This is a genomic window from Legionella nigrisilvae (assembly GCF_977063395.2).
Genome location: NZ_CDRUGZ020000042.1, coordinates 299,855 through 316,656 on the forward strand (window position 1 = coordinate 299,855; position 16,802 = coordinate 316,656).

Sequence of the window (16,802 nt, forward strand, 5' to 3'; positions counted from 1 at the left end):
TTTAAATAGCTAAAAAATTCAAGGGATTGCTTTGTCAAAAATTTGACACATGGTTTATTTTTTGCTCATTAAGATTGGCAGCCTTAAGTTGTCCTTCTTGAAAAAGGGGTAAAAACGACCTTTTTCATAGGTTTTTGAGCAAACATGAGAACAAAAGTTGGTATGCGAAATGCATTGTTAAAAATGTCCAACAAATTTCTCATGGAGATGGCTATGAAAATCATACAAGATTATATTGATTCCAAACAACAAGAATTCATGAATCATCCTTTTTTTGAAATATTAGAACAACTGAAAAGTTTGAAAGAATTGAGCTACTTTGTTCCTGAATTAACCTTTTGGGCGATGACGTTCCAGGATATTTTAAGAATAAATGAAGAACGAGTAACCGATCCTTACTTACGAAAAGTCGCTCGCCACCACAGACTGGAAGACGCAGGCCATGAAAAATGGTTCCTACATGATAAGAAATACATGGGTGCCGTGAATATCGATTCAGTAAATGATACGAATGACGTAAGTTGGCTCTACAGTAAAGAAACTCAATTAACTCGCGATGCAGCATACGCTATTTTAGCCGAAGTTTATAAAGCGAATGATGAAATTCTAAATATTGTTCTCCTCTTAACGATTGAATCATCAGGGCATGTGTTCTTTGAAAAAGTTTCCAAACAAGTGAAAAAAACAGGGGAAGATAAAAATCTCAAATATTTCTCCACCTCACACTTAGAAGTAGAAATGGCTCATGCTTTGTTTGAAGAAGAAATGGAGCGGTCTTTGTTTTCAAGACAAGTACCCCTTCATATTCGTCGCGAAGCACTAAAAATGATTGATCGATGCTACGATGCATTTAACAAGATGTTCGATGGCTTGATTATTGCTTGTAATCGAAGACTCGAACTTGCAAAACAAAGGAATCATCAAGATGCTGCAAACAAAGAACCAGTGGAACTCATTTCACATAAAGCAGTGTAAAAAAAAGTTTGGACAAGCAATGCTCAGCGATGAGCATTCGCTTGTTTTTTTTCGTGAAGATTTTGGTAGATTGATTCATTCAAATCCAATTGCCGCTTTTGAACCCCATACCACCGCAGAAGCACAATCATTCGTACAATATGTACATGAACATCAACTTCCTATTACCCTCCGAGGCAATGGAATGAGTCAAAGCGGACAATCGCTCGCGATGCCAGGTGGTATGCTTCTTAGTACGAAACATTTCACTCATGCTTCACCAGCAGACTCAAATTCCATCTGGGTGGAAGCAAATGTGTCATGGGCTTCATTATTGGATAATACGTTAAAACACTCTCTGATACCTCATGTAGTTCCACATAATTGTAATTTAACCGTGGGGGGCGTACTCTCTGCTGGCGGAATCGGTGCATCTTCATTCAAATACGGTAGCGTAACAGCCCATGTCAAAGCACTCGAAATAGTGCAAGGAAATGGCGAGTTGATTCAAACAGAACAACCCTCTTCGTTAATGCAGGCCTGTTTAGGAGGACAAGGAAGGTTTGGTTTGATTACCAAAGCATGTATTTCATTAAGACCATGTTTAAAAAACGTCAGAACTTACTTCTTAATTTATTTAGATAAGGATGAGTGGCTTAATGATCTACTTGTGTGTCAAACCAGAGCAGACTATGTCGAATCATTTTGTACCCCAGCAATACAAGGTGCAAAATTATCGGCAAAAGGTCGGGCCCCTTTTGCTCAATGGTTTTATTCCATTCACGTAGCAGTCGAGTACGACCAGCTGCCACCCGATTTTCGTGAGTTAGGATTAAAGCCTTGGCGCTTACTCCATACTCAAGAGGAGTCCATTCACTCTTATTTGCATCGCCATGATTCACGTTTTAATGCAATGAAAATAACTGGGCAATGGGATTTGCAACATCCGTGGTATGAATGTTTCATACCCGGCTCACAATTAAATAATCTGGAAGAGCTATTGGCCTTGTTACCTTTACATTATGCCACTGTGGTACATCTTGCGCGCATAGCCCCTCTTGCGCCAGCTGGTTTTTTGCAACTCCCTAAAGATAAAGATATTTTTGCTTTAATGATCCTCAACCCAGGCTTGCCTAATTCATTGATTCCAAGTTGTTTAGAAACCATCAAATACTTGGACGCGCTTTTTTTGCCCCAAGGTGGAAAGCGTTATCTTTCCGGATATTTGGGCGCCGCTCCAGATCAAGAATTTTGGCAAAATCATTTTGCTGAACGATATACTGATTGGATTAAATTAAAAGAACTTTATGACCCACATAATGTTTTTTGTTCGATTTTGCATCCTAATTAAGGAAGCCAAGCGGAACCCCGGGAACTGGTGCTTTTAACCCTGATTCCGCTCGCTTCACCAAGCAGGAAGATTTTACTTAGTGATCTTAGGTTTAAACTCCATTAAAGTGAATAAACTATTGGTTGGATAACTGTTTTTAAAAATAAATCCCGCTGGTTCAATTGATTGTTGCCACTCCGACAAAGTCCGTTGTCTACCGCCTAGTAATACCATCATCACAATATCCATCGTTTTATTAGGATGAGGTCTATCGTCATCAGGCATTACTTGTTCTACAATAAATAAAGTCGCATTTTGGGACATTTGTTGGGCGCAGTTTTTTAATATTTTATGCATCATTTCATCATTAAAATCGTGCAAAACGCCTTTGAAAATATAAGCATCTGCTTGTGGGATGGCTGCAAAAAAGTCACCTTCTTGAAGGGTTATTTGTTTGGAAAAGGCCTTAGGATCCAATTGGCAAATCACAGAGGGGGTATCAAAAAGAATAGCCTTTAACTGAGGATATCGATGGGTAATTGCTTTTACAAGTCCTCCCCGACCACCTCCCATGTCCACAAAGCTCGAAAAAACATCAAAATGGTAGGCATTGCTTATTGCCACATCATCATATGAAGATAATTTAGCCATCCCTCTATCAAAATTTTGCTGTTTCTCTGCATTTTTACTAAGAAAACTAAAAAAATCATCACCATGTTGCAGTTCAAAGGCAGGTATTCCTGTTTTGAGGGAGACATCTAATTGAGAGAATGCTTGCCACCAAGTATCATCAACCATGCCCAATACATCTCGCATGGAATGAGGATCCTCATCACGCAGAGGTTTGGATAATTCAGTCAATGAATAAAAACCATTGTCGTAATTAAATAAATCATAACTGCATAAAAACTTTAATACCCTCTCAAGCAATTCGGACTTTGTTTCTGTGACGTGCGCCAGCTCGTCGATTTTTTTTGGTCCTGAAGCCAGATGATTTGCTATGCCTAATTTAGATACCGCATGTAATGCGCGTGATACAACATACCATCGAGACATGATCGCTAATTGAATATGTGGTTTATCCATAAGAGCTTGCATAATTAATTCCTTTTAAGACAGGTTATTTATTATTTGTTAATTAGATCAAAAAGTTAAGTCTTTATTATTTTAATTTTATCCGAAAAGAAATGAGCGCATTGAAATAGAACTATTCTCAATTCCTTCATAAATGAAAACCAGTTCATCTTCATGATGTGCAGCACCTAAAATATAAAACAATGGATAATAGTGTTCAGGAGTAGGAACGCTCAACCTCCCTGAAAGAGTATCACGATAATCAGAAATTAATGCAGGGAAATCTCGGGATACTAATTTATCTTTGAGCCATTGGTCAAACTCAACTGCCCAATCATAAGGTTTGGATTTGCACTCCCAACTGATCTTGGAAAGATTATGTACTAAATTACCGCTACCGACGATAAGAATATTTTGTTCTCTAAGTTGTTGTAATTGCTTTCCTATTTGATAATGAAATTCTTCCGTTTGTTCGATGTCTAGACTAAGCTGGACAATAGGAATATTTGCCTTGGGGTATATATGTCGCATCACCGACCAAGTTCCGTGATCCAATCCCCATTGGTTGTCATCTAGTTTAATTGAAGTTTGACTTACTACAGTTTTAATGAGTTCTGCTGTTTCGAGAGAACCTGCTGCGGGGTAGTTCATATTAAAAAGCTTTTTGGGGAAACAATAAAAATCATGAATCGTTCGGGGATATTCCATATGTGTTACCCAAGTGCCTTCCGTTACCCAATGAGCTGAAACACAAACGATTGCCTTAGGTTGTGGAATTTTGTTCCCCAATGCCTGCAAGTTCAATGTAAATTTATTGGTTTGAATTGCATTCATAGGACACCCATGACCAATAAAGATTAATGGCATGCGCTTGTTACAGTCCAAACTATCCTTCATGTCCATAATGAAGCACCGTAAAAATCAGTACTCACTTAGTATCATATTAGTTCAAAATACAGGTTGTTTACTTAGTTCTGATTAAAAAATTTCTCTTTTACAAAACATTGGTCCTATTTAAGAAAGTCTTCAATAGAAATTTATTTTTTGCAGATTGACCACAAGTTGGTTAATTATGAGGCATTTAAAAGTAATCCGTAGGGGAATTCAAAGTCCTAGACGTTCACTCCTACTCCGCTAAGACTACTGGCAGCATCGCTGCTTGACTTAAACTGGCAATCCGGATACCAAAAGCAACGAGTAAGCCTCCCATAATTTTCACGATGTAATATTGCAATCGATTCAGGTTCGTTTTGACATACTGATGGGTAAACATATAAGAGAGGCAAGAAAACCAAATCATGTGAATTAAAGCAATTTCAACCGCATAACCGAACTCCGTAAAAACCGAATGAACAGGCTTCACTACCAAAGTAAAAAATGCCAGTAAAAACATAATGGCTTTTGGATTTAACAGATTGCACAACAAACCTTGATTAAACGCTTGTAACCCTGTAATGGAGTAGGGTGAATGGCTGACTTCCAATTGTTCCATGTCACCCTTCGCTAATAAGCTTTTGATACCAATATATATCAAATAAGCCGCCCCCAAGTATTTGATAATACTAAAAGCAAGTAATGACTGAGAAATGACTAGAGCCAATCCCAAAATACAGTAGCCCGCATGAATTAAAAGACTCACTGAAACCCCAAAGGCGGTATAAACGCCTGCTCTTCTGGAGTAAAGTAAAGAATTTTTCGTAACTAAAGCAAAATCAGGTCCCGGAGAAATTGCAGCTAACATAATCAATACACTTATAGATACAAACTCTTGCACAATATTCTCCCTAAAATCGTAAAATGCAATAATAACACAATCTTGAGATGCTTCTGATAATCTGGGTATAAAAGTTCTGAATTTAACTCACATGAAAAATAGAGGCAAAGGCCGTGGTTAAGCGTGCTAGTACTGGCTTCAATAAATAATTGCGTTTAATTGTTTCTGCATTGTTCCTACATTCTTTAAAATTTAACGATAAAAATGAATATTTAGTCCATTCAAATCGACTCATACTACTATTAAGAATGTAGTTCACACACTCTTGCAACTCATCTTTGCTAAGCGTCAAATCAACATAGCGGTTACATAATGTATTTATGCACTCATAAAAATTTTGAACTTCTGCGCTCAAAAGTGCCGAAGATTCATTATTTCTTGCCTCCATCGTAGCGAGATATTCTTTAGTTTTAACTCTCAATAAATGCATTTGGGCACGAATTCCTGCGGATTTGGATAGTTCAGCTTCTCTCTCTAGTTGAACAGCCTCAGCTAAAGATTCATACCATTGCCAATCTTTATTATCCCGATAATAAGTAATGAAGTTCTTCTCCGCACTTAGAGATTGCTGAACGTAGGCTTCTTGAGTTAAAGAACACTGATAATCAAACACAGAACCTATGTTCTTCGCGGTGAACTGGGAGGCTCCCTTTCCTCCATGACCGTCATAGATCCCTATTAAAAAAGGGCGCGAAGTCGAAAGCGTCTGGATCGCAATTGAAATATTGTCTCGAGATCCTTCTTCGAGTGCTTTATTCACAAGCATTTTTGCTAATTGGTGTTCTTCCAGTTTATTTGCCAATGGTATTTCGTTTAAGCAATTAAAAAGCCATTGTTCCTGTTCTTTTTGGGTCTGGAATGCTAAAGGTTCTGTAAAACCATCGCAGGTTGTAATTATTTGCATCGTTCCTACCTGTTCTGGAGAAATGCCCAGGGATGAATGAATTTTATCAAGAGGATTGACGTCGATATGGGCATCAGCACAAACTACCTCCGCATTGAAATCAAAATCACCTAGCGCTCGAGATACCGCCAATTGACCATTGATCCTATCGAAAAAGACCACGCCTCCCGCTCTTTGAATCCGCTCTAACTCTACCTCGGGGTGATGAATGATACTATTTAACCGTACCACACCTGCTAACTTATCCCAGACATTGTAAATCACTGCAAAAGAGAGGGAATCCGCTAAGGTTGCGGTGATTAAGGTCCCATGGCCATCATACACGGTCGTCGACGCCGTGGTTCCTCCATACATCACATTACGGCCTAAAATGTTAATTAAATGATAACTGGTCCATAAACGGCGACCTATATCTTGGGGGGTAAGTGAATTAAAATGGTTTGGAGCATACCAACATGCAAAAGCCGCATCTTCTTGGCTTGGGCGAGCTCCCATGGTCTCATATAAACCAAATCCATAGTCTGTGACACGTTCACTAACATCAATTCCATCAACAGGAAGTGATGTGATGTAGTGGATGCATTGCATGCTTTTTCCTAATCATTCATTCCTGTAAAAATATAGCACATAGGCTATTAGAATCAGTACAAGGCTTAACATAGGTCTTCTAGACCAAAGCATCCTCAGTTAATTGAGTTAAATAACCACATTGAATCAAATAATTAAGATATTGATTGAATACTGTTTTATCTATTTTGTCACAATAAATGTCATAATGAGCTAACTGAGTTTTTGTATAAGTACAATCAATTTTCGCTTTATTATTGTGAAGATATAAATCAAACAATGAATTGTCTTTATCCAATACTTTTTCTGTAAAAAAGGGACGCAATGGAGAGAGGGAGGAAGAGAGTTGACTTTGCTCTTTTATCATTCGTTTCCAGTTAGGATATGTGAGATCCTTTATTTTAAAGCCCTTGGCTCGTACATATTCAAATAACTGATCTACACTGACTTCCTGTGGATTGATTAAATGATATGTATCGGATTGCTGGGGTTTTTCTATAGCCAAACGAGTAATTGCTTTGGCGACGTAATCGACAGGAACAAAATTGAATCCAACATCCAATAGGGGGCGAGCTTCCGATTCAATACAGCCTTTAAGAATACGACAAACTATATCGTCCTGATTCCAATTACCGGTATGAGGGTCTCCAGTAATTAGACTCGGTCTGTAGACCACAGTGGGAATGTTATAGGTTCGGGCATGAAATACTAATTGTTCTGCCAACCACTTGGTTTGATTATACCCCCCATAAATTCCCTCTTGCGGTGTAAGTTCTGTCCGCTCGCTAATTACCCTATCATTCTTTAAGTCAGCAGACATAAAATAGCCTACGGTGGAAATATAATGCAGTGCTTTGCACTGTCTGTATCCAGCTAGATCAATGAGTTGTTTGGTTCCGAAGACATTGCTCGGTGCCATTTTTTGATAAGGATAGATAAAATTAAGTACCGCGGCTCCATGAAAAATAAGATCGACCGTATCCGCCAAGTAGTACCAATCATGCTTTGAAACACCCAAATTGGATTTTTCCAAATTGCCTAAAACAACTTTAATTCGCTCATGATAAGCTGGATTCCATATCCCATAGTATTCCATATTTTTTACGACTCTGCTGACTCCTAAGGCGTGCGAATTGGCCTGAACAAGACAGGTAATCCGCCAGTCCGTATGGGATAAAAGCTCGCGAAGTAAATAAGCGCCTAAGAAACCGGTAGCTCCGGTTAATAAAGCATGTTGAGGAATAGCCTTGGGGAGTGAGGTAATATGGGTGGTGATGTTTTTATATCGATTAAACTCAGCAGCCAAATCAATTGGATTCTCTTTTGTTAGCTGTTGCTCTTTGGTTTTACCTGTGAATAAATCCATAATTTCACCCAAGCTTGGATCCTTGAGTAGAAATTCAATGGATAGCTCTGCATCAATGCTTGTGGAGAGGGTGTAGTGTAACTCGCTCAGTTTCAGTGAACTGAGCCCCATTTCGCTTAACTTTTTATCTTTATCTAAAACTGCAATCTTTTTATTAAAAATAGGTTGGAGTATCTGAGCAATCTCTACAGCTTCTGCATGAAGGATCTTTATGGGTTCCCCTGCTTCATTATTTGCACTCTTATCGATGCAGATAATATCTAAATCCCCTTGGAGATATTTTTTCTTACATAATAAACGTTGGGTTTTTCCGCTGGTTGTTTTAGGAACTGATTTACGCGCCACAAGAACTACAATGTCAGCATCGATTCCATGTGTTTGCAGCAGATTGCTCCGTATGGTTTTAATTATTTCCTCTGAATCCAGCCTCTCAACATCCTGTCTAATTTCTTGAACGATGACCAATAATTCACGATCCTGTTCTTCTATGGAAAAAATGGCACAACCATACTCCTGCAGCTGAGGATGGCATGCATGGATAGAATCTTCCAAATCATGCGGATAATAATTACGACCCCGAATAATCACGAGATCATTCAAACGACCCGTTACATAAAGTGATCCCTCATCCAAATAACCTAAATCTCCTGTGCGTAAAAAAGGAAAGTCTTTACTTTTAAGACGCGCATTAAAAGCGTGTTGTGTATCTTGAGTTAATTGCCAATATCCCTGCGTAACACTTTGACCTGCCACCCATATTTCTCCAACCATCCGTGGCCCACACTCCTGCAAGGTTTCAGGGTTTACAATAGCAAGATAACAACTGTCAAAGGGCTGTCCACAATTAATCAAACTGCGGGCATCAGGATGGGATTCATCGCAATAAAGCACCTCCCCCTGCTCAAGGGTCTTCTTATCTACCCATTGGTAGCTTATTCCCTGTTGGCGATTTCCTCCGGTGACCATCAATGTCGACTCAGCGAGTCCATAGCAAGGATAAAAAACCTTTGGCGAAAACCCACATGATTCAAAACGGTTTGTAAAACGTTCAATGGTTGCCTTGCGAATAGGTTCTGCTCCACTCATTGCACACTGCAAGCTACTTAAATCCAAATGTTCTTTTTCTTCTTCAGTCACTCTATACGTACATAAATCGTAAGCGAAATTGGGAGCGACCGTAGCTGTGGCTTGATAATAGGTGATTATTTCTAACCAAATCGCTGGACGCTGCAAAAAGGTCAAGGGTGACATTAGTTTTACAGGAATCGTGCTAAAAACTGGCTGTAAGATCCCCCCAATGAGTCCCATATCATGATAATGAGGTAACCAGGACACGCTTATATCTTCTTCGGTGAGCTGATTCGCTTTTTCGATTACAAATAAATTATGCAGCAAATTACCATGACTCACCATAACCCCTTTTGGTGTTCCAGTAGAGCCTGAGGTGTATTGTAAAAAAGCAATATGATGTTGAGTAAGAAAAGGCGCACTCCAGTTCTCCGGGGTATTAATCCAATCTTCTGTTGTGATGAATTGAACCGCCGAATATTCATTATATTTTAAACTTAATTTTTGGATATGCAGCATAAGTTCTTTGGTGGTCAAAATTACATGTGCACCTGAATTCTGAATAATACGTTGGGATTTCTCCGCCCAATCTTTTGTAGAGGGTGGATAAGAGGGTACGGCAATAGTCCCTGCATACAAACAACCAAAAAAAGCAGAAATAAACTCTAGCCCGGGAGGATAAATAAGTAAGACACGATCACCTGGAGAGGTTACTTCGTGCAAAACGCTTGCTATTTTTTTTGCCTGTTCCGCTAACTCACGATAGGTGAGGCTCCTAGTTTCCTTTATTTTTCTGTGAATGAATGTATAGAGTGGAAAATCCGGATTTTTTTCTACTTTTTTTTCAAGTAAATCGACCAAACTTGTGTAACAATTTTCCCCCATACCACACCCCTAAATGAAGACTGAACTGATTGAGAACTGTATAAATACCCTTAAGGGTAATTTATTATGGAATATCTATTTGAAAAGTACAGTAATCTCAGACAAACTAAGAAAGTTAAACAAAGTTTCGTAGGACTAATGGAATGGCCAAATTCACAGTCAAAGCAATTCGGAAATTAAAAGAAGCCAGCGGTTATTCTTATTATGGATTAAAAGCTGCCTTTCAAGACGAATTTGCATTTCGCCTTGAAATTTTGGCTGGCATCATCGCTTTACCCGTTGCCATTTTTATAGGAAAAACCTCCATTGAGCGGGCTTTATTAATCAGTACCTTACTCCTCGTTATCATAGCTGAATTATTGAATTCAGCTATCGAAGCAACCTTGGATCGAATTGATAGCTCCTGGAATCCATTAACAAAAAAAGCCAAAGATTTAGGCTCTGCTGCTGTGTTCGTCACAATTATTAATGCCCTTGTTGTGTGGATTATAATTATTATTTCACATTTCTTTTCGTAACCGGACTCGCTGCACTAGGCTCCTATAAAATTAATGCGTAAATGTTGCCGTAGTTTGAATAAATTGAGTAATTTCCTCTAATTGAGTTTTGGCAAAATACTCATCTTGCTCTTTTTCCGGGTCGATCTGAGCCAACTTTTCGTACAGTTTCTCCATGTTCTTATGCCGGCCTTTACCCAAAATTTTCGAATGGCTAAAGAAGTAAAAGAATCCGGCTGTCGTTTTTGCTTGACCAATTTGATGTAATTGTTCCAATTGCTCTAAAGGAGATAAGGATGAACTTAAAATACGCCCAATTTTTCTCATTCCGGTGCTGTTCGTATTCATAAATTTTCTTGTTAATTGGTTCCCATTCACTATCACCTTGGCGCATTCATTAAAACTAGCTATTGCGTTTTTAAATTTCAAATTTTCCTGTTGCAGCATCCGAATTACTGTTTCTACATTAGGGTAAGGATTATCTTCATCCTCAAAATCTGCTCTACGATTTTCCTTTATCAATGTTTTTGACAATTCATAGTGAGAACGGGGTAAAGCAAATTTTGAAATTTCTTTATAAATTGCCTGTCTTTTCTGAAGCATTCCCCGATTAAATCCATGACTCAATAAATTCTCTTCATTTAATTGATTATTCCTAAATGGGAGTAAAGAATGCTTTGATTTTAATAAATTCATACGTTGATGATAGGCCTCAAATTCTGCAAAATGTTGCGACATGAGTGCCCATTTATTATTGAAATCTTCATAAGCATCCATCCTTGCGGGCAGAGTAATTAAAAATTTATTAACTTGTTCGATTGTCGGACGCTCTTCAGGGATTCCACTTTGTAGATGACTCAGTAAGGTTTTAATATCTGCTAAAAGATGAGGATCAATTTTGGATACATCATAACCTGTAAATAAACCATCAAAACAATAGGGGGCTCGAGCTAAATCTCTCAGATCTAATGCTAATTCCTTAAATTTTAAAATTTCCTTTGCGCCAAAAATTTCGCCAAAAATTGCTGCTAAAGCATACATATCCGATTGATAAGTACTACCCTGGCCTAGAATGACCTCGGGAGCCATATAAGCCAGAGTTCCTGATCGTCTTAGATTATTCTTTGAGTCGATGTCTTCAGCTAATCCAAAATCAATAAAAATAATATGAAATTGTCCCTTCTCTAATTTTTTATAGCAGATGTTTGCGGGCTTAAGATCGCGATGCACCACATTTTTTTGTTGCAACAAAAGTTTTTCACTCGCTATGCGTGCAGCCACTTCCAACCGGAATTGAAACGGATAATTATAGCTAGGAGTAAAAGGTAATAGCTTATCAAGACTGGTCCCACAATCTTCAAGGATTGTAAGCACTTTATCTCCTGCCCCAACAACACCCACAACATTCACACCATGCTTTTTTTGCCGTGCTGCTTCCTTTAAAGTCCGCGACAAAAGTTCAGCATAGGGTGTATCCTCGTTAGGCAGTTGTATTTTGACGACATCGTTTACAGGGATGAGTTGGGCATAATATCCCTTTTTTTTGGAGTCATGAGTGACAACAATTTTAAATTTTGATTCATTTACTGAGCCAAACCCACCTTTCCCCTTGTGAGTATTATCAATAATATGCCATTGATTGGCACCTGATCGGACTATATTATGACTAAAAGTAAATTGGGCTGCACTCGAAAAAAGGCTTAATTTTGACGATTTTTCTGAAATTGAACTATTAAACAAGGAAGGTAGAAAAGTTACCCCTTCTTTTTGTTTAAATAAAAATTTAGCCACTTTACTATCTAGGAAAATGGGGCCACTCTTATTTTTCCATACCACATCAAAATCAGTATACTTCATATTTTGTCCATAACACTTGAAGCAAAAAACAGGATGTCATAGTACCAGTTTCTGTTTAGAAGAAGAAAAAAAATTTAAATCCACTTACGAGAATTTTCGATTCGGGTTAATATAGACGCTTTACTGCATTCCCGTACTTATTAAACCCAAAAATGTCCATATCAGTACCTCATAAAAAACGTGTTTCCTGCGTTGTCCCAGTCTACAATGAAGAAGCAGGAATAGCCGAATTCATTGCTGCATTGACTGATACCTTGCAAAAACTTGGATATGCTTATGAAATACTTATTGTGGATGATGGAAGTCAGGACAATACCCCGTTGATTATTCAGCAGTTAAGATCTCAATTTGTGCTTCGCTGCATCCGTTTTAGTCGAAATTTTGGGAAAGAAAATGCCATAAGTGCAGGCCTTGATCACGCCCAAGGTGACGCCGTTATCCTAGTAGATGCTGATTTCCAACATCCCCTTGAACTTTTAAGTCAATTTCTTGCCAAATGGGAAGAAGGCTATGATATGGTTTATGCCGTCCGGCAAAATCGTTCCGATGAATCCTGGTTAAAAAGAACGTGCGCAAAGGCATTTTATCAATTTACCTCACGGATAAACCGGATCAACATCCCTGCAAATGCTGGGGATTTTAGACTGCTGGATCGGAAGATCGTAAAAGCACTCCAAAAATTACCTGAACGAAATCGTTTCATGAAAGGATTATACAGTTGGGTGGGGTTTAAACAAATTGCCATTCCTTTTGAGGTCCAACCTCGTAAAACAGGTACTTCACAATGGAACTTTTACTCGCTCTTGGATTTGGCCATCACCGGAATTACATCCTTTACTGCATTCCCCTTAAGAATGATTGCTATTGGTGGAATTAGCGTTGCTACCCTGGCCATACTCTATGGCGTGTGGATTATTATCAGTACCATGATTTTTGGCATAGAAACCCCGGGTTGGGCCACTATAGTCACTACAATTACTTTTTTTGGAGGTTTACAATTGTTTGCTTTAGGGGTAGTGGGTGAATACATCGGTCGAGTTTTTGATGAAGTCAAACACCGGCCCCATTACGTTATTGATGAGGAATCCAGTTTTGATGACAACCCCATTAAAATTAAGGTATAGACTAATTTATTTTATAGGTATTGGTGGGTCTGCTGCATTAATCCACCTCTTTACTGTGTTCAATTTAGTGAAATTTATGCATGTGCAGGCCCTAATAGCCAACATTTTTGCTTTTTTAATTGCTTTCAATGTCAGCTTCTTAGGACACAAATATTTAACCTTTGCGCAATTGCATGATGAAAAAATCTTGAGCCTTCCGCATTTTTTTCTAGTAGCTGTTTCTGCAGGACTAATTAATGAAATGCTTTATTTCTTACTTCTACGTTACACCACCTTAAATTACCTGTTTGCTTTATTTCTCGTCTTGGGATGTGTTTCCGTTTACAGCTTCATCATTTCAAGAGTTTGGGCTTGCCGTCAGATTATAAAGTAGTACTCGAGGACACAGGTAGAATCAAGAGATAGCTTGCATCTAATTGACCTAGCCAATCAAATTTCCACCTCACTTTGTTTCAGTATAATATCCTCTTCGCCTCGAATGCATTGTATTGTTCTCTTTTTTACATCGAAAACATATTGTAGTCTGCAATACTCTCTAGGGTTCGAAAGTAAATTGGGATTAAACACGACAAGATTAATTCCTTGTACATGACGAGCAGAGGGAACAATTAATAAAGGATGTCCTTCTTGAGCTACCCGTCTACCCGTTTCTTGGCATTGAGTATAATTATCCGAATCAACAAGCCAAGGAAACTCTTCTTTTTTTCCTGTTAGATCAAGCCCTAGTCCCTGGCAATAAACCTTTGCCACCCTTCTATCGATGATGATCATATCTTGGGTTTGAAAAATTTCCCAGGAATCCTTTATTTCTTGAATAAAATGATAGTTGGTTTCATATACCGTCGTTTTCAATGTTTCTGAGCCATACCAACACGCAATGGTACCGTCGCTGTAACGGGAGCTGGTTATTTTTTCAAATGGATAATCAATAAAATCATTCTTGCTGTAGTCAAATGCGCGTTGAATTAACGATTGGTGGGTTAAGTCAGGATGAGTATAACTTTCTATGGTATTGGCTGCATCCCAATTTACTGGATCATCACTGAGATCATCAAATAAATCTTGAGATACCTTGATGCCCCTTATATTTCTAAAAACATCTTGTGAATAGTCCCTGACTGTATCAAACAAAGACACGCTACTGCCCCCGCATAAAATCCGTAAGTCGTCTTATTTGAGCAATTCCAATATAACCTTGCTCCAGCATAAGGTCCAAAGGGCGAAGATTGTGAAGTTTCTGATTTCTTCCTTTTATCCATTGATAGACTACTTCTCGATTGTATGGATAAAGAATTCTCAAGTTTTTGTGGATTCCCAAGAGATTTCCTACCCGCTCGATTGTGTCTCTGCCCGATATGTGCGCAGTACCTTTTTTAAATTTGGCAAGTTGCGCGGGACTAATTCCTCCTAATAGTTCACATTCTTCTTCATTTTTCAATTGCCAATGTTTAAAGAGTGCAACTACATTCTGAGTATTGCGTTTCAGCACATCTTCAGTTAAATCCTGAGAGGTAAAAGGTGCCAAATGTAAATGGTTCATATCATAACCCTCTATTTATAGATAATTATAGTATATAAATAGATTTTTACAAGCAATTTATACGTGGACACCTAGTAGAAATGAAGAGAACTCGAAAGTTATCTTTTTTATAGGATTTTGGAGCTCATGGATTTTCAAAGGGAGCAGCGAGAATCCCCTGAACTACTTCAACAGGCTCGCGAATGATAAGACGATGTCCCACCATTTCTTTCACTTTAGGTAGAATGGCATCCACCTTTTCGACGGTATCGATGAATTGCACCATCAGGGGAAGCTTACTTCCTATGTCAACCAATGAGGTCGAAACAACAGGATTTTTAAGGGTGAATCCAGCTATTGCGCGTAAAACTGTTCCCCCTGCAATTTCGTGCTGATCCAGCATGCTTAATAGCTCAAGGTGCAAAGGACGATGTTGCCATTTATCTGCTTCATTAATATAGATAGAAACGCTTACATGATTCATACTAGATTGCCCGAGCGAGCGCTATGCCCGCAACCACAGCCAATAATGAAAAAAGATTATTGCAAATAAAATTTAGCGCAGCAAGTGCGTAATCACTTTGTTCAATCAGTACATAGGTTTCATAGCTGTAACTAGAAAAAGTTGTATAAGCACCACAAAACCCAACCGCTACAAAGGAGCGCCATCGAGGATCGACTTCCACTCGTTCTAAAGTCCAAGCAAGAAAAAAGCCTAAAATGAAGCTTCCAGTAAGATTAACAATGAAGGTTCCAAAAGGAATATCTGCTGATAAATATCTAACGGAAAAACGACTCACGAGATAACGTAAATTCGCACCCATGATCGCCCCGCAAGAGATCCAAAACACGTCATTCAAAGGTTCTTCCTTTTTCCAAATAGAGTATAATTGTCTAAAAAGATCATACATAAAAAGAGTAAACGAGTAAATTTAACCTTGAATTGCTTTAGGAATACACAAGAGGTTCATCTTGCTCTAACTGAATATGAAACTCCTCGCAATCTTTTAAAAAATCATTACTTGAAAAATAATTAAATTCTTTAATCCGCGCTAAAGCGATAGGATCGGAATTATTTAAACTTTCGCCTGGGTGACACATAAACAAAGTATTGTTCTTCGCGAAAAGCATCCAATTTCTGAATAATTCTCTATAGTTTGTATTGGGTGCAAAATCATAAATTCCTGAAAAATACTGATTATGTGGGATGTTTAATTTAATGCATTGTTTCGTTAAGGCCTTTCCTCCAGTAAATCGAAGCACTTTCGCTTTAAATCGATATTGGGGCAGATTAATAGCAGGCCAAGTGGAACGAATATAAGTCCCATAATTTCGCAATTCTTGAGTATAAAGATCTAACACCACTTTCCGTATCACAGGAAATTGATGAACATGCTGGTGGCCATCAATAAAATCAGGGGGTTGTTGCATGATTTTAGTAAATTGTTCCAATTGAGCTAAAAATTCTTTGGCAATGAACGATAGTTTCACTGAGCGCATATGTGTTTTTATTAACAATTCAGCTAAAGTAAAGCTCGATTGTCCCGGAATTGAGGTTAAATAACCTTCGGTTAGATTGAAATGTAAGCCAATTTTGATGTGCTTGCTTTTTTTTAAAGCAAGAAGTTGTTTTGCATAAGAAATAAAACCGGGCATATTCACCATGCAACTAACAGCAGACAACCGTCCCATGCTTATTAATTTAAGAATTCCTTCTGAAACCCCGGAGTCTAAGCCAAAATCATCTGCACACAAGGTTATGGTTTTCGAATGAATCATTGAAGGCCAATATTAATAACAAAGGCATATAATATATCATTTTCTCAATCAAGTTATAGCCTGGGTGCCAAGAAGTGAAACTCAAGTTGCGCATCGCTGCTGCA

The 16,802-nt window shown here is 38.3% G+C and carries 16 protein-coding genes; 5 read left to right on the plus strand and 11 right to left on the minus strand.

Annotated features, from left to right (window positions below):
- Nucleotides 1–213 precede the first annotated feature (213 nt).
- Nucleotides 214–975 carry a hypothetical protein gene (locus tag ACWTE2_RS29650; RefSeq protein ID WP_182392508.1) on the plus strand — a complete coding sequence of 254 codons (762 nt, stop codon included), beginning with the start codon at nucleotides 214–216 and terminating at the stop codon, nucleotides 973–975.
- Nucleotides 926–2,305 (plus strand): FAD-binding protein, encoded by a 1,380-nt coding sequence (locus ACWTE2_RS29655; protein WP_454785581.1) that lies wholly within the window; start codon nucleotides 926–928, stop codon nucleotides 2,303–2,305. The genes ACWTE2_RS29650 and ACWTE2_RS29655 overlap by 50 nt, the downstream gene beginning before the upstream one ends.
- Before the next feature lie 72 nt (nucleotides 2,306–2,377).
- Here the strand turns inward: ACWTE2_RS29655 and ACWTE2_RS29660 are convergent, their stop codons facing one another.
- From ACWTE2_RS29660 to ACWTE2_RS29680, 5 genes are all read right to left on the minus strand, one after another.
- Nucleotides 2,378–3,382, minus strand: a complete 1,005-nt coding sequence (locus ACWTE2_RS29660) for a methyltransferase (RefSeq protein WP_454785582.1) — start codon at nucleotides 3,380–3,382, stop codon at nucleotides 2,378–2,380.
- Between the two features lie 75 nt (nucleotides 3,383–3,457).
- Nucleotides 3,458–4,261: a 4,5-DOPA-extradiol-dioxygenase gene (gene ygiD / locus ACWTE2_RS29665; protein ID WP_255464306.1), complete on the minus strand. Its 804-nt coding sequence runs from the start codon at nucleotides 4,259–4,261 to the stop codon at nucleotides 3,458–3,460.
- Between the two features lie 223 nt (nucleotides 4,262–4,484).
- Nucleotides 4,485–5,132: a LysE family transporter gene (locus tag ACWTE2_RS29670; RefSeq protein WP_454785583.1), complete on the minus strand. Its 648-nt coding sequence runs from the start codon at nucleotides 5,130–5,132 to the stop codon at nucleotides 4,485–4,487.
- Nucleotides 5,133–5,214: 82 nt separating this feature from the next.
- A complete protein-coding gene (locus tag ACWTE2_RS29675; RefSeq protein WP_454785584.1) occupies nucleotides 5,215–6,624 on the minus strand; it encodes a PP2C family serine/threonine-protein phosphatase in 1,410 nt (469 codons plus the stop codon).
- A gap of 79 nt (nucleotides 6,625–6,703) precedes the next feature.
- Nucleotides 6,704–9,922 (minus strand): thioester reductase domain-containing protein, encoded by a 3,219-nt coding sequence (locus ACWTE2_RS29680; RefSeq protein WP_454785585.1) that lies wholly within the window; start codon nucleotides 9,920–9,922, stop codon nucleotides 6,704–6,706.
- A 143-nt stretch (nucleotides 9,923–10,065) separates the two neighbouring features.
- Here ACWTE2_RS29680 and ACWTE2_RS29685 point away from each other — a divergent pair, with 143 nt between their 5' ends.
- Nucleotides 10,066–10,440 carry a diacylglycerol kinase gene (locus tag ACWTE2_RS29685; protein WP_454785586.1) on the plus strand — a complete coding sequence of 125 codons (375 nt, stop codon included), beginning with the start codon at nucleotides 10,066–10,068 and terminating at the stop codon, nucleotides 10,438–10,440.
- Nucleotides 10,441–10,470: 30 nt separating this feature from the next.
- Here the strand turns inward: ACWTE2_RS29685 and ACWTE2_RS29690 are convergent, their stop codons facing one another.
- On the minus strand, nucleotides 10,471–12,276 hold the full coding sequence (locus tag ACWTE2_RS29690; protein ID WP_454785587.1) for a protein kinase domain-containing protein: 1,806 nt from the start codon (nucleotides 12,274–12,276) through the stop codon (nucleotides 10,471–10,473).
- 152 nt (nucleotides 12,277–12,428) lie between these two features.
- Between ACWTE2_RS29690 and ACWTE2_RS29695 the strand changes: the two genes are divergently transcribed.
- Both ACWTE2_RS29695 and ACWTE2_RS29700 read left to right on the plus strand, forming a co-directional pair.
- Nucleotides 12,429–13,400, plus strand: a complete 972-nt coding sequence (locus ACWTE2_RS29695) for a glycosyltransferase family 2 protein (RefSeq protein WP_454785588.1) — start codon at nucleotides 12,429–12,431, stop codon at nucleotides 13,398–13,400.
- Entirely contained in the window at nucleotides 13,372–13,773 is a 402-nt protein-coding gene (locus ACWTE2_RS29700) for a GtrA family protein (protein ID WP_454785589.1), read from the plus strand. Before ACWTE2_RS29695 ends, ACWTE2_RS29700 begins: the two co-directional genes overlap by 29 nt.
- Nucleotides 13,774–13,829: 56 nt before the next feature.
- Here ACWTE2_RS29700 and ACWTE2_RS29705 read toward each other — a convergent pair whose 3' ends face one another.
- From ACWTE2_RS29705 to ACWTE2_RS29725, 5 genes are all read right to left on the minus strand, one after another.
- Nucleotides 13,830–14,537, minus strand: a complete 708-nt coding sequence (locus tag ACWTE2_RS29705; RefSeq protein ID WP_182392498.1) for an RES family NAD+ phosphorylase — start codon at nucleotides 14,535–14,537, stop codon at nucleotides 13,830–13,832.
- A 1-nt stretch (nucleotide 14,538) separates the two neighbouring features.
- Nucleotides 14,539–14,940 carry a hypothetical protein gene (locus tag ACWTE2_RS29710; protein ID WP_182392497.1) on the minus strand — a complete coding sequence of 134 codons (402 nt, stop codon included), beginning with the start codon at nucleotides 14,938–14,940 and terminating at the stop codon, nucleotides 14,539–14,541.
- Between the two features lie 124 nt (nucleotides 14,941–15,064).
- Entirely contained in the window at nucleotides 15,065–15,403 is a 339-nt protein-coding gene (locus tag ACWTE2_RS29715) for a DUF190 domain-containing protein (protein ID WP_182392496.1), read from the minus strand.
- A gap of 1 nt (nucleotide 15,404) precedes the next feature.
- Nucleotides 15,405–15,770 (minus strand): fluoride efflux transporter CrcB, encoded by a 366-nt coding sequence (gene crcB, locus ACWTE2_RS29720; protein ID WP_255464402.1) that lies wholly within the window; start codon nucleotides 15,768–15,770, stop codon nucleotides 15,405–15,407.
- 97 nt (nucleotides 15,771–15,867) lie between these two features.
- Nucleotides 15,868–16,698, minus strand: coding sequence for a ChbG/HpnK family deacetylase (locus tag ACWTE2_RS29725; RefSeq protein WP_454785590.1), 831 nt, complete (start codon nucleotides 16,696–16,698; stop codon nucleotides 15,868–15,870).
- Nucleotides 16,699–16,802: the final 104 nt, after the last annotated feature.